This window comes from Sporosarcina beigongshangi, from assembly GCF_033485195.1.
Classification (GTDB): Bacteria; Bacillota; Bacilli; order Bacillales_A; family Planococcaceae; genus Sporosarcina; species Sporosarcina beigongshangi.
On record NZ_JAWLIR010000006.1, the window covers coordinates 86887 to 110673 of the forward strand.

A 23787-nucleotide genomic window follows, 5' to 3' on the forward strand; every position below is an offset into this window, starting at 1 on the left:
AACAGTAAATGAAGCAAGGAGAAACAATCATCCATCATGAATCCCATTTAGACGAAGAAACACTATTTGTGGTGTCTCAAACATTTAAGGCGCTAAGTGATCCAACAAGAATACGTATTTTAAACTTATTATGTGCGGAAGAGCACTCCGTTAACGATATAGCAGAAGCTTTAAATTTGGGCCAGTCTGCCGTCTCTCATCAATTGCGCTTCTTAAAAAATTTACGATTGGTGAAGTTCAGAAGAGAGGGCACGACGATTTATTATTCAAAAGATGACGATCACGTGATGAATTTGCTTACACAAGCTATTGAGCACGCGGCGCATAACTAGAGGGGAGGGATTAGCATGGGGCACGACCATGATCATACACATGGCGCCAACAAAAAAGTATTGCTCATCTCATTTTTCATCATCACCAGTTATATGATTGTCGAGGTCATTGGTGGTTTTGTAACAAATAGCTTGGCCCTCTTATCAGATGCAGGGCATATGTTAAGTGATGCTGTATCACTAGGGATTGCTTTGCTTGCTTTTACATATGGTGCGAAGGTAGCGAGTCAAAGTAAGACATTCGGCTATAAACGATTTGAAATATTAGCAGCTGTCTTAAATGGTGTGACGTTAATATTCATTGCCTTGTTCATTTTTTATGAAGCGATCCAACGATTTTCCAATCCCCCTGAAGTAGCGACAACAGGGATGTTAATCGTCAGTAGTATTGGTTTAGCTGTCAATATTTTGGTTGCGTGGATTATGATGCGTGGTGGGGATGTGGAAGATAACCTGAATATGCGAGGGGCATATCTACACGTCATTAGCGATATGCTAGGTTCAGTTGGAGCCATAATTGCCGCACTGCTCATGATGTTCTTTGACTGGGGCTGGGCGGATCCGTTGGCGAGTGTCATTGTTGCTGCACTTGTTTTACGCAGTGGTTATTATGTGACAAAGTCTGGACTACATGTGCTAATGGAAGGTACACCGCAAAATGTAGACATGGACGAAGTAATTCAAACGATTCAACAAACACCAGGCGTAAAAGGTATTCACGATTTACATATTTGGTCAATTACGAGTGGTTTAAATGCGTTATCTTGCCATATCGTTGTCGATGATCAAATGACAATTGCCGAAAGCGAATTCTTACTGCGTAAAATTGAACATGATCTTGAACATAAAAATATTCAGCATGTGACGATCCAACTAGAAACGGCTGCACATCAGCATGACAATTCAATATTGTGTACGGTAAAAGCTGAATCATCGGGGCATCATCATCACCACTAATTCATAGTAAGGGGTACCAAGAAATTAACAAGCCGTACGAAGATAGCATAGTCTATATGGATATCAGTTTGATTCGTTACGGAGGTAAAGGAATGAAAAATTTTCAAGCTTTTAACGGCGTTGTCACGATGATTGATGATTTTTCAGTCGGGCAAAATAATGAAGCAGGTTGTTATAAACTGTTCTCCGTAGATGACGGGTATGGAGCATCGGTCAATTTCGTCGTAGCACCCACGACTTACTTTGTAGATCATGTCATGATGGAGTTGGGGGATAGGGTGACTGGTTTTTATGATGCTGACGCGCCTGTCCCTCTCATCTATCCTCCACAATTTCGAGCACTCGTTATGGCGAGAGACACGGCTTATCAAAGCGTCAAAGTAGACTATTTTAATCGCCAATTGGAAAGTAGAGACGGTACATTAAGATTAAATATATCACCGTATACTAGGATTCTATTGGAGAATGGGCAAGCCTTTACAGGCAGTATTGCCAACCGCAATTTAATTGTTGTTTATGGTGCGACGACCAGAAGTATCCCAGCTCAAACGACACCTTCTACAATTATTGTCATGTGCTAGGCGCTCATTAGGTATCCCTGGAAATTGGAAAGGTCTCTTGATTAGTGATGAATCAAGGGGCTTTTTCGCATTCAATGTGGGATGATTATCTGGACAAGCACAATGCCCGAGAATTTTCACCACACATGATAAAATAAGAAGAAATAATTACCGGAGTTATACGAATGGAAATTCATTTAAAAGGAGGGAATGCGATGATTCGATTTGACAATGTTTCCAAGCGGTATGATAACGGTCGGCTTGCAGTGAAGTCGTTGAATTTGGAAATTGGCAAAGGGGAGTTCTTTGTTATTATTGGGCCAAGTGGCTGTGGAAAAACGACTCTGCTTAAAATGATAAATCGGCTAATCCATTTAACAGATGGAACGATTACAATTGAAGGGAAAAGAATAAGCGACTATAACTTGCATGAGCTTCGCTGGAATATTGGCTATGTGCTGCAGCAAATTGCGCTTTTTCCGCATATGACAATTGAAGAGAATATTGCCATCGTGCCAGAATTGAAAAAGTGGAAGCCTGAGCAAATTCAGCATCGAGTGCGTGAGCTGTTGAATATGGTCGGACTGGATGCAGACATCTACCGTCATCGAAAACCGAAAGAGCTTTCAGGTGGAGAACAACAAAGGGTCGGTGTTATTCGTGCATTAGCAGCAGATCCTGAAGTTATTTTAATGGATGAGCCATTCAGTGCTCTTGACCCAATTAGCCGGGCGAAATTACAAGATGACTTACTCGAATTGCAACGAACGATTCGTAAAACGATTGTTTTTGTGTCGCATGATATGCAAGAGGCTTTGAAATTAGGCGATCGAATCTGTGTGATGAAGGACGGGGAAATTGTTCAATTAGGCACGCCCCAGGAAATTATCCAACATCCGGCGAATGATTTTGTTCGTGAATTTATGGGATTGACCAAGGATTTTGATATTCAGCAGGTGATACGACCTGCTGTAATGAAGGAAGGTAATCTTCAGCAGAGTGTGTCTGGTCATGATTCATTACAAAGTATATTAAGTAAGTTGGCTCAGCATGATTGTTTAACTGTACTTGAAGAAAATGCGGTAGTAGGGATGATTACTAGGGAATCAGTCATTCAGTTTTTAGCCAATGACTCTGTGGTAAGAGGTGATAGTCATGACTAACTTATTAACTGCTTTTACTGAACGAAAAGGGCAACTGTTAGCCTCTTTACTTGAACATATTCAAATTTCTTTTATTGCACTCTTTTTTGCGGTAGTCATTGCAATCCCTATTGGCATTTATTTGACCAACCAGAAGAAAATAGCGGAAAGTATTATCGGGATTAGTGCTGTGCTGCAGACAATACCGTCATTGGCGTTGCTCGGTTTACTCATTCCGTTATTTGGTATAGGAAAAGTACCTGCCATTATTGCATTAGTGGCTTATGCCTTATTACCGATTTTACGAAATACATATACAGGCATCAATGAAGTGGATTCATCTTTGAAAGAAGCAGCTACAGCGATGGGGATGAATGCGTATAAAAGGTTAGTGAAAGTAGAATTACCCCTCGCCATGCCTGTGATGATGGCTGGGATTCGTACGGCGATGGTATTGATTGTTGGAACTGCAACATTGGCTGCGCTAATTGGGGCAGGGGGATTAGGGGATATCATTTTACTCGGAATCGACCGTAATAATCCAGCGCTTATTGTATTAGGGGCAATACCTGCAGCGTTATTGGCATTGCTATTCGATTTCTTATTGAAGAAATTAGAGTCACTGTCCTTTAGAAAAACGATCACTGTATTGGGGGCAGTGAGTGCTACGGCGTTACTCATTATTCTTCTTCCCCTTTTCAATAGCGGGGGAAAAGAAGAAATTGTGATAGCGGGAAAATTGGGAGCAGAGCCTGAAATATTGATAAATATGTACAAGTTATTGATTGAAAACGAGACGGAATTGGAGGTTCGATTAGAGCCTGGTTTTGGCAAGACAACCTTTGTATTCAACGCACTGAAATCAGGAGATATTGATATCTACCCGGAATTTACAGGGACAGCCATTTCCGAGTTTTTAAAAGAACAAGCGATTAATAATGACGCGGAGGATGTCTATGAGCAGGCGCAAGCGGGGATGTTGGAGGAATTTGGTATGACGATGCTTGGTCCTATGCAATACAACAATACCTATGCATTGGCTGTTTCAAAAGAAATCGCTGATACATATCAATTAACAACTATTTCAGATTTACAAGCCATTCAAAAAACGATAAAAGCTGGATTTACATTGGAATTCAATGATCGTGAGGATGGCTATCTTGGCATTCAAAAGCTTTATGATATTCACTTTTCGAACGTTGCGACAATGGAGCCAAAGCTGCGCTATCAGGCCATAGCGAGTGGTGATATACAAGTACTGGACGCCTATTCAACAGATAGCGAAATCCGCCAGTATCAATTGGTTGTTTTGGAGGATGATCGACAGCTATTCCCACCTTATCAGGGCGCACCTTTACTAAGGAAGGAAACGTTGCAACAATATCCTGAAATCGCACAAGCACTCAACCAATTAGCTGGTCAAATAACAGATGCTGATATGCGCGAATTAAATTATCAGGTAAATGTCGAGGGCGAAAAAGCATTAGAAGTAGCACGAGAGTATTTGAAGAAATTAGGTTTGTTGTAGTTATTCGAATCGCCTAGCAAGGGAAGCTATTCCTTGTTAGGCGGTTTTTTATTTGATTCAATAATGAATTGTGGTTCTTCGACATACTTCTTATGTGGATATATAGCATCTGTTATCCGAAGCTTTCACTTAACAGAAAAATCCCTGTACAAATCAAAAGAATATATGTAAGTACTCTGAAAATCCGTTGGTTCAACCATTTGAAAATAATTTGCCCTATAAACAAACCAAGAAATACAAGTGGAATGGCATAGAAGCTGGATTGCCATATGATTTTGTTAGTCCCAGTAAATATAATTTGTGTTAGTAGACTGACGAAATAAATAAAGAGATAAAAAGCTAACGTAGTTGCACGTAACTTCCCTTTTTCGGTATCCGTCCCAGTAAAATAAAGTAATAAGGGAGGGCCTGGCATACCGATGCTTGTTGTTAAAATACCCGAAATCCCTCCGACTATGAAATCTCGGACTGGCGTTGATTTGATTTTCACATTGGCTATTAACAGCAGAGTCAATAGTAAAAGAAGTATGCCGATGCCTAACTTTAAAGCATTTATATTCATAGACATAAAAATGAAAATCCCTAATGGCACACCAATCATACTGCCTATAATAAATCTTTTTAATAACACAAAATCAATGTCGTTTCGAATTTTAAAAATTAATAATAGAGAGATGAGTAACGACAAAATAATATTTATTTGTATAGCTTCCTGTGGTAGGAATAACATAAGTAAAAATGGTGTCGCCATGATAGAAAAACCAAAGCCTGTACTTGATTGTAGTATAGAAGCCACTATTATTATGCATATAAAAATTAAGCCAGTCCCCAAAATATACCTCCGATTTAACACATTCACTTAATCATATTTTATCATTATAGGGGTAGAAAAGCAGTAGTAGCTGTCACTTTTAAAAGGCGGAGAGAATAAGTTATTCAATCTATGCCGACTAAGTGAAAGGATGTAGTCCAATCCCTCTTTAAGCATCGTAGTGAATTATAAAGATTTTTTATTTCATTTAAATAAAACCTTGAATTCTAGATTTAATTCTTGCAACTCTATCACTTGCGTGGTAAAGTGATAATAAGGTTAACAACAAGGAGGCGAAACAAGGTGCAGAATCATACGATTGGCTCGCTCATTTGGTTACGCTTAATGCGTTTTACGAATCAAAGTAACCAGCTGTCAAACGACTTTTTAAAGCGGTTTGATTTAACAACTGCCCAATTTGACGTACTTGTACAAATTCAAACATACCAACCCCTTACACAAAGTGAATTAGCTGACAAAGTGATCGTGACGCAAGGTGGAATATCCCGCATGCTTGCTCGACTTGAAAAAGAAGGCTATATCGTCCGTAAGCAGGATTGGAAAACAAAAATGATTAGTCTTACGAACAAGGCTGAGATTATTTTAGATGAAGCTATGCCAGCTCAACTAGCATTTCAAACTTCATTTTTTGAAGATGTATTAACAAGGGATGAAGAGAAAACACTTTATACATTGATGACACGTATCCATAAACATAGTTTGAAAAAAGAATTACCACCCGAGTGATTTTTTTACGCCATCACTTGACTAATCAATTAAAAATCCAAGGAGGAATAATCATGTACAAAATACCAGGACACCACCATATTTCAATGATCACAAAAAATGCAGGGACGAATAACCACTTTTATAGAGAGATATTAGGCTTACGCCGTGTGAAAAAAACGGTGAACCAGGATAGTCCATCAATGTACCACTTATTTTATGGAGATTTAACAGGAAGCCCGGGAACAGAGTTATCCTTTTTTGAAATGACGAATGCAGGAAGAACGGTTCGTGGTACAAATGCCATTACCCAAATCGGCTTACTTGTGCCATCACTCGAGAGTTTAACGTATTGGAAACAGCGCTTTGAGCAATTAGATGTGATGCACGGGGAGATTACAACGTATGCAGGTAGAGAGGCATTACCATTTGAGGATTCAGAAGGCTTACGGCTGATTTTATTGAACAATAATGGTGGGGAAACACCTGACTTTTGGGCGACTTGGGAAGGTTCAAGCGTCGAGCAAGCGCATCGTATTTTAGGGATGGGGCCAACGGAAATCACTGTGCGTCATTTGGAACGAACAGCTAAAACGTTGCGAGATCTATTTGGTTATGCAGAAGTGGCCTATTTTGAAGAGGAAGCGATCTATCAATCTGTTGAAGGGCAAGCATTTGGTGAAATCGTTTTGAAGCAGCTTGAGGGACCAAGTGAAAAACCGGGACGAGGCAGCATTCATCACTTAGCCATACGTGTGAAAAATGAGGAAGAATTACGTTATTGGGACGGAGTTGTGAAGGAGCGCGGCTTTGATTCATCAGGGGTGATTGATCGCTTTTATTTCCAAAGCTTATACTTCCGCGATGCGAACGGTATTTTATTTGAAATTGCGACAGATGGACCTGGTTTTACAAAGGACTCCACTGTTGAAGCGTTAGGGACAAAATTAGATTTACCGCCATTTTTAGAAGGTAGACGTGCGGAGATTGAAGCGAAATTACAACCGATTGACTAAGGTCTTAATCAAGAGAGACAAATATCTACGAGCATCCTATTTATGACCGTCATGAGTAGGTTTATGCTCGCCATGAGTCGCGTTATGACCGTCATGAGTAGGTTTATGCTCGCCATGGGCCGTATTATGACCGCCACTGGTTAATTTTTGTAGTGTATAGGAAGTAGCCGAGTTAGTACCTACTTAGTTTTATAGAAAAGGGGAGAGTCATTATGGAGAAATACCGTATTGATACGACTAAAGGGATGGAATTTGGTTTATATTCGATTGGGGATCACTTACTAAACCCTTTCACAGGAAGTAAAATTAGTGCTGAGCAACGCATTCAGGAGTTAATAGAGGCGAGTAAGCTGGCGGATGAAGCGGGATTGGATGTTTTTGCAGTTGGTGAAAGCCATCAAACGCATTTTACAACACAAGCACACACGGTCATTTTAGCCGCGATTGCCCAGGCGACAAAAAATATTAAAATTGCGAGTTCAGCTACCGTGTTAAGTGTATCGGATCCTGTGCGTATCTATGAAGATTTTGCGACACTGGATTTAATTTCAAAAGGTCGGGCGGAAATAGTTGCGGGGCGTGGCTCACGAGTTGGGGCTTATAGCTTGCTTGGTTATGATGTCCATGATTATGAGGAATTATTTGAAGAGAAGTTAGAGCTGCTGATGAAGATTAATGATGAGGACAGCGTAACGTGGCAAGGACAGTTTCGTGCTCCTTTGAATAATGCGCAAATTTTACCACAGCCACAAAACGGTCATTTACCAATATGGCGTGCGGTCGGTGGACCACCTGCAAGTGCGATTAAGGCGGGATATGCAGGGATTCCGATGATGCTGACAACATTGGGTGGTCCTGCGGTCAACTTTAAGGTGGCAGTGGATGCCTATCGTGAGGCGGCGCAACGCAGTGGTTTTGATCCGGCAGTCCTACCCATCGCGACGACGAGCTTATTCTATACAGCTGAAAATTCTCAGGATGCACTGCGTGAATTTTATCCACATATCGACACAGGTATGATGGCGTTAAGAGGCGGTGGCTATCCAAAGCAGCAATTCGCACAGGCGACAGATACGCGTGATGCGTTAATGATCGGTAGCCCGCAGCAAATTATTGAGAAAATGCTTTATCAGTATGAATTATACGGTCAACAACGGTTCATGGCGCAAATCGATTTTGGTGGCGTACCGTTTGATAAAATAATGAAAAATATTGAGTTAATTGCCACGGAAATAATGCCGGCGATTAAGAAATACACAACAGAGAAATAAGGAGGCGTCATGATGAAAATCGCATTATTATCAGGCTCTAAAGTAGGGTCTAAAACAAGAACAGCGATGGATTATACGCTTAAAATAGCGCAAGAAAAATACCCGGATGCAGAGATTACTTTGCTGGATTTGGCTGACTTTGACGTGGTCTTTAGTGACGGGCGTAATTATTTCGACTACGAAGGTGACACGAAATATGTGACGGAAACATTGATGGCGGCGGACGCAATTATCATTGGTACACCGACGTTTCAAGCCTCTATTCCGGCTACGCTGAAAAATGTCTTTGATTTATTGCCAGTCAATGCGTTTCGAGATAAAGTAGTCAGTATGCTGGTTACGGCAGGCAGCGCCAAGCATTATATGATGGTGGAGCAGCAGTTAAAGCCAATTTTAGCGTATATGAAGGCTCATATTGTCCCGACATATGTCTTTATAGAAGAAAAAGATTTCAACCGTAAAGAAATCGTCAACGATGACGTTCACTTCCGCATGGAGCGTTTAGTGGAGGACACTGTAATGCTTGTCGAGGCTTATGCAGGGATTCGGGAAAAGAAAGATGCGGAATATGGGTTTTGATTAAACAAGAACAACACCGTTTAGAGTGATGAACGGTGTTGTTTTTTTGTGTTGAATAAATGAATAGAGTGTAGTGGATTATCGAGGTAGCTCAGTTTTCCGGGTGCGTATTCGAGTTTCCGTTTTCCGTAGTTCAGTTTCCGGCAAAGGTAGTCGAGTTTCCCCGAGGTAGCTCAGTTTTCCGGGTGCGTATTCGAGTTTCCGTTTTCCGTAGTTCAGTTTCCGGCAAAGGTAGTCGAGTTTCCCCGAGGTAGCTCAGTTTTCTGGATAGGTAGTCGAGTTTCGCCAAAGGAGAGCCCGCTTCCCCACGGGGATAGGCTATCATCGATAGAATGATATAGGCAAAATCCCACTCGCTTCATATGTGACAAAGAGAGTGGGATTTATAATGATGTAGTCTTCAGACAAGTGCCTGTATCACTTTTTCCGCAATTACATGCGCGTCCAAATCTCGCTGATAGGATTCAGCCGATACTTTACCATCTTTAACAGCTTCCAAGAAAGCAGCGATGATACCATGAAATCCACGTTTTTCAAGTGTTGGCTGCCAATCATTACTGCCGTAAGTGAGGCTGTTTTTGTCAATATGAGAAATCACTTCATTGACATCTATGACCTTACGAGTCTCGGTAGCGCTCATGACTTCCACCTTTTCTTCGGTTGTACCCGCCTCGCGATTCATAATACCAATGGCCGTTCCTTGTGTCGCTTCAAGCTGTAGAACGACGTGATGAAGCAAGCCGTTTTCCTGCTTCCCTCGTATACGAATGTTGTCAATCGGATAAGGGAACAAGTAGAGCAGTGTATCAATCACGTGAATAAAATCATCGAAAACAAACTGTCGCGCTTCGCCTGCGTGATGCCCACGATTTTTCTGCACGACAACCATATTTGGTTCAGCTAATTCCTTTAATTTCATATAAGGGAGTGCGTATCTCCGGTTGAAGCCAACCATTAAGAGCAACCCTTTACTCTCGGCTTTTTTCAATAAACGTGTCGAGGATTCCAAGTTATTGGTGATAGGTTTATCCACATAGACGTGAATGCCGTTGTCGAGTAGCTTATCAATGATGCCTTCGTGGGACTCTGTTGATGAATGAACGAATGCTGCTACGATTCCACTTGCTAGCCACTGGTCGATATCCTGATAAAGATGCTGAATCGAATATGTTTCAGCCATATCTCTCAATGTATCCTCATTTCGAGTGCAAACATGGAGTTCAATCCCCTTCGTTTGCGATAAAACCGGTAAGTAAGCCTTCTTTGCAATATCACCAATACCGATCATTCCGACTTTCACACAATCACCCCTGTTATATTGTTTATCTTCATTTTACAGCATAACAAAAATCCTGCACTCTCGTTGAAGTTTCAACAAAAGTACAGGAATCGGTAGGAATTCGTTATGAGAGAAGCTTGACCTTTTTCTCGTTTTTAAACAATAGATAATGAGCATTGCCCACTTTCTCCTCTATATAGTCGAGTGAATAATGCCCATGTGAATCTGCTAAATCTCCAATGGCACGAGATAGATTGTCGATTGCAAGATGCAGCGTTTCCAATTGTCTCTGCTCATTACCCCGATTCATCTCATCCATAATTTCATGAGCAAGGTGCTGGATTCGACGCAAGCGTATTTCCTTAGACTGCATGATATCCTCCTCCATCTATCAACTAATACTGCCTAACTATATGGCTGGTGGGGGGTGTTTATGACTGGATGGAAAGGGGTATAGAGTACTGTGCACTCTGTCAATTTATATGATAATATAGTGTATATATCTTGGTATACCTACCGACTATAAACATATAGTCTTTTAAATGAGGTGAGGGTATGAAGCAAGATAATGATAAGCTATCTGAAAGTACAAATAATGAACAACAGATGGGGGAGGATCATATGGTAGTGGATAATAATAAGTTGAAGGAAATGGAAGATCTTCAACGGAAAACAGATAAAGATAAGCTACGTGAAAAACTTCTCCAGGAATCTGTAAAAGAAAATTATGAACTGCTGAAACGACTTTCACGGACGTAATTATGGTGAACGGGATTATATATTTGGATAAAGAAGATATTTTGATGGCTCATCAGTCGGGTTTTCAGCAATTTGGTGGGACAACAATATACTCGTTTGAGGATTCATGTGTTGAGAAGCGTGTTGTTGAACCTCAGACATCTTACTGAGGTGCCGAACAGTATCCAGGTTTATTTAGAAAAGCTGCTGTTTATTTGTATCGCATTACGATTTCTCATTGCTTTGCGGATGGTAATAAGAGAGCCGCGTTTCTTTGTACAGATTTATTCCTAAAATATAATGGATTTAAGTTTTCTGCATCTACGGATGAACTCTATGATTTCTGTTTAAGGATAGCAAATCACGAAACAAGACCAGAATTGAAAGTTATTGAAGAATGGATTCAATCACATACACAACCATACAGTATCAACTAGGTGAGTAGATAGCCGATAATCATTGAACTTTGTTAATATATAGTGAAAACTCAGCCAAGAAGTAAAGCTGAGTTTTTTTATAATCCCTGTATTATAAACCCTTCAAAAATCCAATATCCCCATCCATCAACCCTTGTGCTAATGGCAGGTCTGGATTTCCATAAGTCGCGGCACTTCCTTCGTGATCCCCAGGTGGTTCCTTCAAAATATGATTCATATTGCCCGCAATAAACAGTTCGGTATCTTTATTCGTATTATTTCTTTTCTATTTCCATTGATTTGAAATATTCATCGACTATTGGTTTGATATCCGGCTCAGTATGATAATAATTTCCGTTGATTTGGCTTAGTCCAAACTGGAAAGTCTGTTCACCATTTTGGAAAAAAGTAATGGAATATATAAAGCCATCTCTTTGTTCTTGATTTTCATCAGGGATAAATTTCACATTCTCTAACTGGCTCGTAAAATCTTTAATTATGTTATTATCCGTACTAGTTACATGGTAGCCTGTACCACCATCAACAATCTTCATTTCAGTTACTTCATTTAAATTTCCATCATAAAATTCTCGAAGTGTCTGGGTTTCTAATCTACACGCTGTCAGTAAACATAAACAAACTATCAATAGTAGAATACCTTTCATGAATTTCGCCCCCTATAGACCTAATTGAGTATATTTACATTTATTGTATCATCGCTTAGCCAATATAGTTTGGATTTCGGGTGCAATTTCTGTGAAATGGTGTGTGAATTAGAGAATTGGGTTTTCAACATTCATTTTTCGAATAGACTCTCATTCATACAATCGAATTTACTTATGATTGAAAGATGAATATGCTAGTCATATAGAGAGTTTGACCGAAAGAAGGATGTCCTATGGAATACGTTATGCTATATTTTATCGGCTTTGCTGCAACGACGCTTGGTACGTTAGCGGGGGGCGGGGGACTAATCAGTTTGCCAGCCATGCTACTGATGGGGTTACCGGTTCACTCCGCGATTGGAGCCAATAAGGTAGCCAACACGGTGAGCTCATTTTCAAGTTTTTTTGTCATTTATAAAAATAAAGAAGTTACGGTCAAAGAAGCGCTGACGGTTGTCCCGCTCAGCTTAACCGGAGGAATTACCGGTGGAGTGATAGCTTCCTTTTTGAAAGAGGAATGGATGATTGTCATAGCTGTTGTACTACTAACTTTCGCATTCATCACTTCATTTCTAGGCAAAGCAGATTTTGACGGTAGTGAGCCGTTCCGCGTTACGAAGAAGAGTGCGACCTCATTATACGGAATTGGTATTTATGATGGTGTATTTGGTCCCGGAAGTGGAACATTAGCGTTGTATGTCTATGCTCGATTGAAGATCTCTTATTTGAGAGCTGTTGGACTATCTCGTATCATGATTTTTTCAAGCTGTTTCGGGGCGTCCATAAGTTACATCTCGACTGGGAAAATCATTTGGCCACTAACCATCGCGCTCATGCTAGGCTCAATTAGTGGGGCGCAGCTCGGCGTTCGCCTTGCGCGGAAATTAAAAGCGAAGCATGTGAAACCGATTCTGCGGGTTGTGACAGTACTATTGATTGTGCAAATTGTTGTGGAGTATTTTGGATAAACTAAAAACAGGCTATTTCAAAAGTCGTTTGTCATCGATTTTTGAAATAGCTTTTTTTAGGACTTAAAATAGTTCCGAAGTAAGTAAGAAATCCATTTACAATGGGGATGACTGCGAATATTTTCAAGCAATCCATTTACAAGCGCAGGGCTTAATGTTGGTTCAATCAGCTGTTGCTTGAGTAACAGTAGCGATTCCTTCTCAATCGATTCTTCAATCTCATTGATATTTTTCTCAATGATTTCGAGGATTTGATTTTTTGTCGCTTCCCCATTCGTAGGTTGTTGACGCATTTGGACTAGTTCAGTTGTAATAAACGGGACTGTGATATGTCTTGCTAGTACATTTGTTTTTTCGACAAGCGACCTAGCAAGCAAATCTAAATCTAAAGGTAAGTCATAGAATAAAAATAGCTCCGAATAGGTTTTCATAAAGCCTTTAATACAGTACATGACATCGTGCTTTGTCTGTTTGACCTCATCGCCATATAAGCGCTCAACCATTGATAAAATTACCTCATCCATCGATAAATCATAGGCACGCATTTTGATGATGAATTCTTCGTTAAAGGACCGCATTTGTTCTTTGATAAGGATTTTGGCGAAATCAGAATGCTGACGGAAGGAATCAAAAATGGTGTAATAAAATTTTTGTAAAAGATCATCGTCGTTTTTCGTGTTATTGACCAAGTAGTCAATATCTGAAACAAACTTCATCATAAAGTAGTCGATTAATGCTAAAATCAATTCGTCTTTTGATTTGAATGATAGATAGAAAGCGCCTTTTGAAATGCCGCAATGCTCGGTTATTTGTTGTACGGAAGTTGACTCAAAGCCTTTTTCTGCAAAGAGCTCTAAAGCCTTTTCCATGATTAGTTGTTTTTTTATCATCGCTATAGTATCGCTCCTAGGGTTTATTCATTGACATCTGACTTGTTAGTCATTAGTATAAGAAACTGAATGAGATTAGTCAAATAGGGGAAGGTGTAAGAGTGAAAGGATTAGTAAATTTTGTCCTAAAGAATAAATTAGCAGTATGGTTGCTGACAATTATCGTCATAGTGTCTGGTATTTATGCGGGTACTCGCATGAAAACGGAGACTCTTCCAGATATTTCAATTCCGTTTTTAATGGTGATGGATGTGTATCCAGGAGCCACTCCTGAACAAGTTATGAATGATGTTTCCATTCCGTTAGAGAAAGCAGTGGAAAATCTAGAACATGTGAAATCTGTTTATTCGAATTCGTATTCAAATATGTCAAATATTCAAGTGGAATACGAATATGGTATCGACATGGATGAGGCGAAACGTGCATTGGACTCTGCGCTAGATGCAGTATCTTTACCTGAAGGCGCACAAAAGCCAACAATTACAGCAATTAGTATGAATATGATGCCGGTTGTGGCATTGAGCGTCAGTAGTACGACAGAGGATATTGTTGAACTCACATCCACGGTCGAGGAAATTTTACTTCCGAAAATCGAGAAGATCAATGGAGTAGCATCCGCTACTATTACAGGTCAGCATATTGAAGAAGTACAACTAACGTATGATGAAGATAAGATGGCTGAACTTGGTATCACGCCAGATTCAGTTAAACAAATGATTCAAGCAAGTGATTTAGCAGTCTCTTTGGGTCTTTATGAATTTGAAGAAGGCGAGCAAGCTGTTGCAGTAGACGGCAAGTTCATGACAGCTGATGAATTAAAGGGAATGCTTATTCCTACTACACCGTCTGAAACAAATCCATTACCATTTGTGAAGCTTGGCGATATCGCGACAATTGAAGTCGTCGGTAAAGTACAATCGGTTTCACGAACAAATGGTGAAAATGCCATTGCCATTCAAATTATTAAAGGGCAACAAGCAAACACAGTGGATGTTGTAAATGCTGTGAAGGAATTAATTAAAGATGAAGAGAAAGTAATCGATGGTCTTGTTGTCGATGTATCACTTGACCAAGGTGCTCCAATTGAAGAATCGGTATCAACGATGGTTGAAAAAGCGTTATTTGGTGGAGGAATTGCGATACTCATCATTCTTCTCTTCCTACGTGATATTAAATCAACGATTATTTCAATCGTATCTATCCCGGTTTCTATTTTCATGGCATTACTGTTACTAAACTGGATGGGGATTACGTTAAATATCATGACGCTTGGTGCGATTACCGTTGCCATCGGTCGTGTTATCGATGACTCGATTGTCGTCGTTGAAAATATTTATCGTCGTTTGCATTTAAAAACAGAGAAATTATCAGGTCGAGCGCTTGTACGTGAAGCGACGATTGAAATGTTTAAACCTATTATGTCCTCAACATTAGTAACGGTTGCGGTATTCGCGCCACTTATTTTTGTTGGTGGTATGGTTGGCGAGTTGTTCATGCCATTCGCTTTAACGATGACGTTTGCGCTAGGCGCCTCGCTACTTGTTGCGATTACAATTGTGCCAGCATTATCTCACTTCTTATTTAGGAAAAAGCTATATAGTGAGAAGACGACTAGCCGTCATAAAGAGGTTGGTAAACTAGCAACGTGGTATAAGGGTATCTTAGCCTGGACACTCAACCATAAGTGGATTACTTCAATCCTTTCCGTTATCTTATTAGCTGGAAGTGTGGCGTTGACGCCATTAATTGGGTTTAGTTTCTTGGGTAGTGAAGAAGAGAAAGTGATGTACTTAACGTATACGCCGGAAACAGGCGAGCTAATGGAAGATACGTTAGCAAACATTGAAGTAGTGGAACAAGAGCTGTTAAAACATGAAGATATTGATATTGTTCAATTATCGGTTACGGATGCTGGAGATCCAATGGCAGCCATGATGGGTGGAGGCTCAAATGGTGCGTTAATGTATCTGATCTTTGACCCGGACATGAAGAACTTCCCAGAAGCTCGAACAGAAATTGAAGATTATATCTTCAACATTGAACAAACAGGAGAATGGAAGACCCAAGATTTCAGTTCGATGGGCATGTCGTCTACTAATGAAGTGAGCTACACGTTCTACAGTGAAAATTTAGATCGACTAAATGAAGCTGTGAAAATGGTAGAAGACGTTATGCATGATAACAATCGTCTTGAAGATGTTTCTTCAAGTGCAAAAGATGCATATGTTGAATACAAACTTAAAGTGGAGCAAGATGAATTACTGCAGTATGGGTTAACAACAGGGCAAATCGTCATGATGTTAAATCCGATGCGTACGGAAGATGTTTTAACGACAATTGAAAAAGACGGCAATTCATTAAAAGTAATTGTGCAACAAGAGGAAGCTGTGCAACCCAAATCAATTGATGATTTATTAGCAACAGAGGTTCCGACAGCGCTAGGCACGACAATGAAACTGTCTGACCTTGTTGAAGTTGAAGAAGGAACGACGCTGAATGCTCTTTCTCGCAGTAAAGGTGAATACCACGCAACGGTGTCAGGAACAATTGTGGATGCTGATATTTCAAAGGCGACATCTGAAATTGATAAAGCAATTGATAAATTAGATTTACCGAAAGGTGTTACTGTCGACGTTGCGGGTGTTGCTGCGGATATGACAGAGACATTTACACAACTGATTGTAGCAATGCTTGCGGCTATCGCCATTGTGTACTTCATCCTAGTGGTTACATTCCGTGAGGGTGTCGCACCATTCGCGATCTTAGTGTCATTACCATTTGCGGTCATTGGTTCATTCGTGGGTCTATTAATCGCAGGTGAAACGATCTCTGTATCTGTTATGATGGGTCTACTGATGTTAATCGGGATCGTTGTAACGAATGCCATCGTACTTGTAGACCGTATCATCCGTATGGAACGTGAAGGTTTGAAAATGCGTGAAGCGGTTCTGGAGGCTGGGGCAACACGTTTGCGTCCAATCCTGATGACGGCAATCGCGACAATTGGTGCGCTCATTCCATTGGCAATGGGAACAGGCGGCGGTGGCGGCTTGATCTCTAAAGGTCTTGGAATTACCGTAATCGGTGGTTTGATCAGTTCAACGCTATTGACGTTGATTGTTGTACCAATCGTTTATGAGATTCTGTCTAAGCTGTTCAAGAAAAATCGTATTGAAATAGAAGAAGATTGATTGAAAAGCTCTACAAGGAGGTTAGACTCCTTGTAGGGCTATTTTCTATAAGCTTGTTGATTAACCACTTAGTTGCAATTACAACTAGCAAGCAAGAAATATAAAATGACCTGTTTACTAGACATTTCCGGTTTACTTTCGGCAATAGATGGACGACAGAATAACCGCAGAAGTTGTGTTGTCAGCAATGACTTCGTCATTACTGACAATACCGTTCTCGATTATCTTGTTGTCTATCATTGCTTGTCGTAAACCTCCAATGCCCAAGTGAAAAATGCAGGCATTTGGAAAGAAAAGAATAGATGACATTGTTAAAGCGTGTAAGTTCCCGAAGATACAATTTCGGGAACTATTGTGCATGAACAAAGTATTATCTTCTTAATTTTGCATAACTTTTCTAAGGAAGTAATAAGATCTGGAATAAAAATGGGGAATAGGATTGAGATAGCGGTAGCCGCTAAAATTGCATCTTTGGCGGCTTTTATAAAGTTAGAAGACCTCTATTCTTTTATTCCTAAAAAGTATTGGTGTTTTATGTAGTATTTCCTTTGGAAAGCGCCGGATGAACGGCTGCCATACGATTACCGAAAAAATGATTGGGGATGTGACCCGGTCACATCCCCAATCATAAAATAGCCCGGCTATTGTATTGTAGCTGTTCATTCCAAAGCATTCCAAAGGGATAAAATACATTAAGCATCAACTATCTAATTAAGTTGTTCTTGGTTAATCAACAGACGTGGTTTTTTCACATTTTTAATTCACTTCATTAGGATGGCGATTTACCCGAAGGTTTTGATCTAATGTGGCGATTTTCTCCATGTCTCCTTCGGTCAACTCGAAATCAAAAACGTCAAGATTTTCAATAATTCTTGAAGGTGTTACGGATTTAGGAATGGCGATGACGCCCGTTTGTAAATGCCAACGTAGAATGATTTGTGCTGGTGTTTTCTCGTGTTGAGCTGCGATTTCTTGAATGACTTCGTTTTGTAATGCATCTTTCCCGTTCATAAGAGGACTGTATGCCTCTAGCATGATGGAATGCTTATCGCAAAATGCTTTAAGTTCCTTTTGTTGTAAGTAAGGATGGCGTTCCACTTGATTCACTGTTGGAACGATTTCGCATTCATCCAAAATTCGTTGTAAGTGTTCAATTTCAAAGTTGCTGACACCGATTGCTTTGACGCGTCCATCTTTATAGAGCTTTTCTAATGCTTTATATGTTTCCACATATTTATCATGTAAAGGTGTTGGCCAATGGATGATATACAGATCTACATAATCCAAGCCGAGTTTTTCGAGGCTCGCATCAAATGCTTGCAATGTACTTTCGTAGCCATGGTCGGCATTCCATAATTTTGTTGTAATGAATAATTCTTCTCTTGGAATTTTAGTATCCGCAAGCGCTTTTCCGACACCTACTTCATTACGATAAATCATAGCCGTGTCAATCGAACGATACCCTGCTTCCAGTGCGTGTTCAACTGTAGTTTTTGCAATTTCATCCGGAACCTTCCATACTCCAAATCCAAGCTGCGGCATTTGTAGACCGTTATTTAGTGTAACATTCTCCATGTCATCCTCACCCTTCCGACTATTCTGAATCTAGTTTAGCATACTATTCGATTATTTTTATTGAAAATGAACAGCGTAAATAGAGAGTCATTGTATAAACACCAAGTATTTGTTATATTATAAGCAATAGACAATCTTTGATGTGACCGAGTAAATAAGAATTGTGAACCAGAGAGTATAGCGATTTGCTGAGAGCTAGACCACCGCTTCTTATTGAAACCTACCACGGAGATGTTATGCCAACATAACCGAGTCGTTTTCGTTATCAAACGTTTTAGAGGGTTTACCAATTCGGTGAGCTAAACTAAGGTGGTACCACGTCCATTCAGCACAAAGACGTCCTTAATATGAGGATATCTTTGTGCTTTTCATTATTTTAGGAGGGGAAATAAATGACTAATCTACAAAAAAGTGATTTTTCGAAATGGTATATCGACACGATTCAAAAGGCGGATTTAATGGATTACACACCAGTTCGCGGGTGTATCGCGTTTAAACCGGATGGCTACGAAATTTGGGAGCATATTCAAGCGGAGATGGATCGTCGTTTTAAAGAAACAGGGCATCGGAATGCGTATTTTCCGATGTTAATTCCAGAGTCATTTTTCGAAAAAGAGAAGGATCATATCGAAGGTTTTTCACCAGAGCTTCCTTGGGTAACAGAAGCAGCAGGTGAAAAATTAGAAGAACGTCTAGCATTACGTCCAACTTCTGAAACGATGATCGGTCATCTTTATTCTGATTGGATTAAAAGTTATCGTGACCTCCCTGTGCTAATTAACCAGTGGGCGAACGTTTTCCGTTGGGAAAAGAAAACATTACCGTTCATTCGCACATCTGAATTTTTATGGCAAGAAGGGCATACAGCTCACGTAGATGAAGAGGAAGCGCGTGCAGAAACGATGCAAATGCTGAACATTTATAAAGAAGTTGTTGAAGAGTTGCTAGCCATTCCAGTATACGATGGTCAAAAAACACCTTCTGAGCGTTTCGCAGGTGCTGTCGATACGTATTCCATCGAAGCAATGATGAAGGACGGTAAAGCGGTTCAAGCGGGAACTTCACATTACTTGGGCACAAAATTTGCAGAAGCCTTTGATATTAAATATTTAAATAAAGAAAACAAGCATGAATTTGTTCACACAACTTCATGGGGAACATCTACGCGCTTAATTGGTTCTGTCATTATGACGCACGGTGATGAGCAAGGTCTTGTATTGCCACCACGTATTGCGCCGACACAAGTTGTGTTAATTCCAGTAGGTCCTTGGAAGAAGAATCCTGCGATTATGGAAAAACTAGATGAGGTTTTCGCGGCATTAAAAGCACAAGGCATTCGTGTCCGGTTGGATGATTCCGATCAATCTCCAGGCTATAAATTCAATGAGTGGGAACTAAAAGGTGTTCCTGTTCGCGTTGAACTAGGGCCACGTGATTTGGAGAATAGCCAAGCACTCATCAAAGCACGTGATGAAGGCGAAAAAGAAGCTGTCGAGCTTTCTGCGATTGTTGCGCGCATTGAAGAAGAATTAGTGGCGATGCAAGCACGTCTACTCGAAAAAGCACGCGCATTCCGTGAACAACATTCGCATACGCATGTTGATTCAATTGAGCAGTTATCGAGCCATATTGCCGACTCAACTGAAAAAGGGGAAATCCCAGGTTGGGTTCTTGCAGGTTGGTGTGGAGATGATGCTTGTGAGGAACAAGTGAAAGAAGAAACGAAATTCACAACACGCAACATTCCATTCAACCCACCAGCAGAGAAATCTAGCTGTATCAATTGTGGCAAGGAATCGAAGCATACGGTGTGGTTTGGCCGCGCTTATTAAGAATAGGAAAACGCTCCACTCGGGTAATTGAGTGGGGCGTTTTTCATATTTGGAAAACATTTTGAAACTTTGAAAGCTTGGTCAACGTATAGATTTCAAGAGGGGGGATGGAAAATGGTCTCATTTTTACTTTTTTATGCAATCGGCATTCCGGTATCTGTGCTTTTGCATGAAATAGGTCACGCCATCGGTCTAGTCTTGTTTTCAAAAGAGAGAGCACTAGTTTATCTCGGTCCACCTAACGTATCGAATAGGGAAAACATTCGAATTGGGAGAATGCACTTCCATATCCGGTGGTCTTATTCAGGCTTTTGTAAGCGGGGCACAAGAAATACCGATTTCTCAGGCTTTCAAAGTATTATGATGTCAGCAGGTGGACCAGTAGCATCTCTTATGTTGGCAGTTACTGCGTTTTTTATTTCAACTGATTTAACGCATCTGGGAGCAAAGAACTTTTTAAATGGAATTCTATTCTATAATTTTCTCTTGTTTATCAGTACGAGTATCCCTGTTGTCTATCCGAAATGGATGGGGCCTCTTGCGGGACATCCGTCAGATGGCTATCAGATTTTGAAGGTATTCAAAAAAATAAGATAGAGTCATGACTCCATCTTATTTTCAAATATCCTCATTTGCTTTTTGTTACATCACGTCTAAAATATTATCGATGTGAAAGACATCCATCAGTTGTCTTTCATTATTTCATCAAGTTGTCTGAAGGCATTCCTGATGAACTCCTTTGGTACATCCGTATACAGATCACCTATATTGACCTCAAAAGCACATGTCGTTTCATCGATTTTTTTTAAATAGCCTGTTATGCCAATACCTGTTAGCTGTTGAACTTTTGTCAGAATAAGTTCCATTTGTTCTTTCGCTTGATGGATGTGGACATGAAACATATTTGAAACAGGAATGAGAGGTATGGTTGAAATTCCATGGCAGGAGTTAAAAAGCCCAGCTAGCTCCTTTGCATCTTCATAATACTGCTGCATTTTGTGTGACCGTAGCTCAAAATAATAATTCGCTGAGATGATATAGGGATACAAGCTTATCAAATCACCGCCATAGCGCCTTTTCCAAGTTGTAGCTTGAGTTATGAAATCTTGATCGCCGGCTAAAATTGCCCCTGCTATCCCTCCAATTCCTTTATATAACGATAGATAGACGCTGTCAAAAAGGGAACAAACTTCGGCAGCGGACTTTTGGTAATAGGGCAGTACTTCCAATAAGCGAGCACCATCAAGATGCAATCTAATGCCATTATCGCGACAATGCTTCGAAATTAGTGTAAGTGTTTCAAAGCTTGGCAACTGCCCTCCTATTTCGCGCTGAGGCAATTCCAACAACACACACGCAACGCCTTCTTCCATCTCCAGGACCTCATCGAGTTCTATTACACGGTTTTTGTCACCGAGCAATACCGTTTCAATGTTATGTAATTCTTTTAACCCGTCTTGTTCGTGAATTTCTAAATGGCTCAATGGATGATAAGCAACTTTTCTTATTCCTTTTTCGTCACACCAGATGCGTAGAGCGATCTGCTGGGCCATCGTTCCACTAGGGAGAAAAATTGCTTTCTCTTTTCCTAGTAATAGAGCCATTTTATCTTGAAAATCTTCAATGATCTGTCCTTTTCCATATATATCGCTTTCCAGATGACCCTCCATCTCCTGAAAAGCTTTTTTTAAAACTTCAATATTGCGTTTTCCGTGATTGGCCAATTGGTATTTACTTTGGCTGTATGCATCTTGTAATGGACTTGTTTGATTCATAATATGTGCTCTCCCGTCCTATTTCAGAGTACTTGAATTATACTATATACTATCAAATTGCTTAAGACACTTTGGCTGATATGTCAATCGACTTGTGGGAATACTTCAATTTTTCCGTAACCAAGTGTACAATGGAAATGATTACATAACGATGTTGTCCGATCCACATACATAATTTCATGAGCAGATGGGAAGTGAAAGAGTTGCTAAATAATATTTTCCAGAAAAATAAGCAGCAAAATAGAGAGGCAGAACGCATCATTTTTGAACAATACTATAAACGCGTCTATTATGCGGCTTATTATGTTATTAAAGATCAGGATTTGGCGGAGGATATTACCCAAGAAACGTTTATGAAAGCATTTAAAAACTTACACACTGTACAGGATGTAGAAAAAATGGGTGCCTGGTTATCAATAATTGCCACGCGTACGGCAATCGATCATCTTCGTCGTTTGAATAAATGGAATGATTTCACGACTTCGGACGTCTATATAGATACAGGGGCAGATACGACACGATTGGATTATGTCTCGACGGTGGAAACAGGACTTGAGAAGGCTTATGTGAAGGAGCTGTTACTTGAGGAAATTGATAAGTTAAAGCCGGATCATAAGGAAGTACTGCTATTGTTCTATCATCATGATTTGACGTATGAGGAAATTGCCGCGATATTGGATGTTCAACTGGCAACAGTGAAATCCCGAATGTTTCGTGCGAAAAAGAAGTTAAAAGAATCGATTGAACAGCAGCCTGAATTGATGGAGGTGATATCGCATGGCTGAGTCCAAACAGCAGAACTTAGATCAACTGATAAGGGAAGTGTTAGATGAAAAAATGGAGGAATTTCCGCCACCAAGATTATCTACTTCTGAAGCGTGGCGAAAAATGGAAGATGAGCATCAAGTAGCATACGGTATGCCTAAGAAAAATCGTTTTCCAAAAAAGACTATTTTGGCTGTTGCCTCTATCTTCTTGGTACTGATTGTCGCTGCGTATCCGCGAGAAGGGGGAGCTTATAGTCGGTGGAGTGAGATATATCATAAGGTACAAGGCTCCGTTGTGCAGGTGTTTGGAGGTTCGGGTGAGTATACCGACACTGAAAACAGTGACTCTGGTATGTTTGTCATTGAGGATTCAGAGCCTATTTTTGGGGAGATGAGCTTAGAAGAAGCACAGAAAGTAACGAGTTTTGCTATTAATATCCCGGAAGTCCCTACAGAGTTTCAATTAGAAAAGGTTATTGTAATGCGAGAAGGCGATCAAATGAGTAACGAAGTTTACTTGAACTATGTTAGTGACGATAGGGAATTTGTAGTAGCTGAGAAGAAGCTAGGTGGGCAATATGCTTTTGGAGGAGTAGCAGATAGTGAAGATACTGTGGTAGAAGAAATTTTGATACATGGCCAAACAGCAAATATGCTGTCTTTTAAAGATGGTATACGTAGACTAACTTGGCTAACACAAAGTAATTATTTTTACATTGAAGGAATATTGACAAAGGAAGAAGTCGTGAAAATAGCTGAATCGATGTGA

At 40.2% G+C, this 23787-nt stretch carries 23 protein-coding genes, 1 pseudogene and 1 other annotated feature; of the genes and pseudogenes, 17 read left to right on the forward strand and 7 right to left on the reverse strand.

From position 1 onward, the window contains the following. The first annotated feature begins 8 nt into the window (after positions 1-8). The 5 genes from R2B77_RS04835 to opuFB all read left to right on the forward strand — a co-directional run bounded on the left by R2B77_RS04835 (position 9) and on the right by opuFB (position 4519). On the forward strand, positions 9-332 hold the full coding sequence (locus R2B77_RS04835; RefSeq protein ID WP_203247387.1) for an ArsR/SmtB family transcription factor: 324 nt from the start codon (positions 9-11) through the stop codon (positions 330-332). Between the two features lie 15 nt (positions 333-347). Beyond that, positions 348-1289, forward strand: a complete 942-nt coding sequence (locus R2B77_RS04840; RefSeq protein ID WP_203247388.1) for a cation diffusion facilitator family transporter — start codon at positions 348-350, stop codon at positions 1287-1289. Between the two features lie 92 nt (positions 1290-1381). Next, positions 1382-1870: a hypothetical protein gene (locus R2B77_RS04845; protein ID WP_203247389.1), complete on the forward strand. Its 489-nt coding sequence runs from the start codon at positions 1382-1384 to the stop codon at positions 1868-1870. Between the two features lie 194 nt (positions 1871-2064). Beyond that, on the forward strand, positions 2065-3012 hold the full coding sequence (locus R2B77_RS04850; protein ID WP_203247577.1) for an ABC transporter ATP-binding protein: 948 nt from the start codon (positions 2065-2067) through the stop codon (positions 3010-3012). Next, on the forward strand, positions 3005-4519 hold the full coding sequence (opuFB, locus tag R2B77_RS04855; RefSeq protein ID WP_203247390.1) for an ABC transporter permease/substrate-binding protein: 1515 nt from the start codon (positions 3005-3007) through the stop codon (positions 4517-4519). The genes R2B77_RS04850 and opuFB overlap by 8 nt, the downstream gene beginning before the upstream one ends. A gap of 112 nt (positions 4520-4631) precedes the next feature. Here opuFB and R2B77_RS04860 read toward each other — a convergent pair whose 3' ends face one another. Further along, on the reverse strand, positions 4632-5351 hold the full coding sequence (locus tag R2B77_RS04860; protein WP_203247391.1) for a sulfite exporter TauE/SafE family protein: 720 nt from the start codon (positions 5349-5351) through the stop codon (positions 4632-4634). A 282-nt stretch (positions 5352-5633) separates the two neighbouring features. On the opposite strand from R2B77_RS04860, the gene R2B77_RS04865 reads away from it, so the two are divergent. The 4 genes from R2B77_RS04865 (at position 5634) to R2B77_RS04880 (ending at position 8922) form a co-directional block, all read left to right on the forward strand. Continuing rightward, on the forward strand, positions 5634-6077 hold the full coding sequence (locus R2B77_RS04865) for a MarR family winged helix-turn-helix transcriptional regulator (protein ID WP_203247392.1): 444 nt from the start codon (positions 5634-5636) through the stop codon (positions 6075-6077). 53 nt (positions 6078-6130) lie between these two features. Then, a complete protein-coding gene (locus R2B77_RS04870; RefSeq protein WP_203247393.1) occupies positions 6131-7072 on the forward strand; it encodes a ring-cleaving dioxygenase in 942 nt (313 codons plus the stop codon). Positions 7073-7284: 212 nt separating this feature from the next. Continuing rightward, positions 7285-8343: an LLM class flavin-dependent oxidoreductase gene (locus R2B77_RS04875; protein ID WP_203247394.1), complete on the forward strand. Its 1059-nt coding sequence runs from the start codon at positions 7285-7287 to the stop codon at positions 8341-8343. A 12-nt stretch (positions 8344-8355) separates the two neighbouring features. Then, a complete protein-coding gene (locus R2B77_RS04880) occupies positions 8356-8922 on the forward strand; it encodes an NADPH-dependent FMN reductase (RefSeq protein WP_203247395.1) in 567 nt (188 codons plus the stop codon). A 400-nt stretch (positions 8923-9322) separates the two neighbouring features. On the opposite strand, the gene R2B77_RS04885 is transcribed toward R2B77_RS04880, so the two are convergent. Further along, entirely contained in the window at positions 9323-10222 is a 900-nt protein-coding gene (locus tag R2B77_RS04885) for a Gfo/Idh/MocA family protein (RefSeq protein ID WP_203247396.1), read from the reverse strand. 103 nt (positions 10223-10325) lie between these two features. Continuing rightward, positions 10326-10574 (reverse strand): hypothetical protein, encoded by a 249-nt coding sequence (locus tag R2B77_RS04890; RefSeq protein WP_203247397.1) that lies wholly within the window; start codon positions 10572-10574, stop codon positions 10326-10328. A 182-nt stretch (positions 10575-10756) separates the two neighbouring features. Here R2B77_RS04890 and R2B77_RS04895 point away from each other — a divergent pair, with 182 nt between their 5' ends. Together R2B77_RS04895 and R2B77_RS17965 are read left to right on the forward strand one after the other, a co-directional pair. Beyond that, positions 10757-10960 (forward strand): hypothetical protein, encoded by a 204-nt coding sequence (locus tag R2B77_RS04895; RefSeq protein WP_203247398.1) that lies wholly within the window; start codon positions 10757-10759, stop codon positions 10958-10960. Positions 10961-11127: 167 nt separating this feature from the next. Further along, positions 11128-11376, forward strand: a pseudogene (locus R2B77_RS17965) (type II toxin-antitoxin system death-on-curing family toxin); the annotation flags it as partial. 254 nt (positions 11377-11630) lie between these two features. Here R2B77_RS17965 and R2B77_RS04900 read toward each other — a convergent pair. Beyond that, a complete protein-coding gene (locus R2B77_RS04900; RefSeq protein WP_203247400.1) occupies positions 11631-12020 on the reverse strand; it encodes a hypothetical protein in 390 nt (129 codons plus the stop codon). A 233-nt stretch (positions 12021-12253) separates the two neighbouring features. On the opposite strand from R2B77_RS04900, the gene R2B77_RS04905 reads away from it, so the two are divergent. Then, positions 12254-12988 (forward strand): sulfite exporter TauE/SafE family protein, encoded by a 735-nt coding sequence (locus tag R2B77_RS04905; protein WP_203247401.1) that lies wholly within the window; start codon positions 12254-12256, stop codon positions 12986-12988. A gap of 56 nt (positions 12989-13044) precedes the next feature. Here R2B77_RS04905 and R2B77_RS04910 read toward each other — a convergent pair whose 3' ends face one another. After that, on the reverse strand, positions 13045-13878 hold the full coding sequence (locus tag R2B77_RS04910; RefSeq protein ID WP_203247402.1) for a TetR/AcrR family transcriptional regulator: 834 nt from the start codon (positions 13876-13878) through the stop codon (positions 13045-13047). A gap of 101 nt (positions 13879-13979) precedes the next feature. Here R2B77_RS04910 and R2B77_RS04915 point away from each other — a divergent pair, with 101 nt between their 5' ends. Next, positions 13980-17069, forward strand: a complete 3090-nt coding sequence (locus R2B77_RS04915) for an efflux RND transporter permease subunit (RefSeq protein ID WP_203247403.1) — start codon at positions 13980-13982, stop codon at positions 17067-17069. Between the two features lie 756 nt (positions 17070-17825). Here the strand turns inward: R2B77_RS04915 and R2B77_RS04920 are convergent. Continuing rightward, complete coding sequence (locus R2B77_RS04920) at positions 17826-18644, reverse strand: aldo/keto reductase (RefSeq protein ID WP_203247404.1); 819 nt, start codon at positions 18642-18644, stop codon at positions 17826-17828. 128 nt (positions 18645-18772) lie between these two features. Continuing rightward, positions 18773-18991, forward strand: a binding site (T-box leader). A 45-nt stretch (positions 18992-19036) separates the two neighbouring features. Here R2B77_RS04920 and proS point away from each other — a divergent pair. Both proS and R2B77_RS04930 read left to right on the forward strand, forming a co-directional pair. Beyond that, a complete protein-coding gene (gene proS, locus R2B77_RS04925) occupies positions 19037-20476 on the forward strand; it encodes a proline--tRNA ligase (protein WP_203247405.1) in 1440 nt (479 codons plus the stop codon). A gap of 114 nt (positions 20477-20590) precedes the next feature. Next, a complete protein-coding gene (locus tag R2B77_RS04930; RefSeq protein ID WP_203247406.1) occupies positions 20591-21073 on the forward strand; it encodes a hypothetical protein in 483 nt (160 codons plus the stop codon). A gap of 86 nt (positions 21074-21159) precedes the next feature. Here the strand turns inward: R2B77_RS04930 and R2B77_RS04935 are convergent, their stop codons facing one another. Next, entirely contained in the window at positions 21160-22251 is a 1092-nt protein-coding gene (locus R2B77_RS04935) for a threonine aldolase family protein (protein WP_203247407.1), read from the reverse strand. 203 nt (positions 22252-22454) lie between these two features. Here R2B77_RS04935 and R2B77_RS04940 point away from each other — a divergent pair, with 203 nt between their 5' ends. Continuing rightward, on the forward strand, positions 22455-23036 hold the full coding sequence (locus tag R2B77_RS04940) for an RNA polymerase sigma factor (RefSeq protein ID WP_203247408.1): 582 nt from the start codon (positions 22455-22457) through the stop codon (positions 23034-23036). Beyond that, positions 23029-23787, forward strand: coding sequence for a DUF4367 domain-containing protein (locus R2B77_RS04945; protein ID WP_203247409.1), 759 nt, complete (start codon positions 23029-23031; stop codon positions 23785-23787). Before R2B77_RS04940 ends, R2B77_RS04945 begins: the two co-directional genes overlap by 8 nt.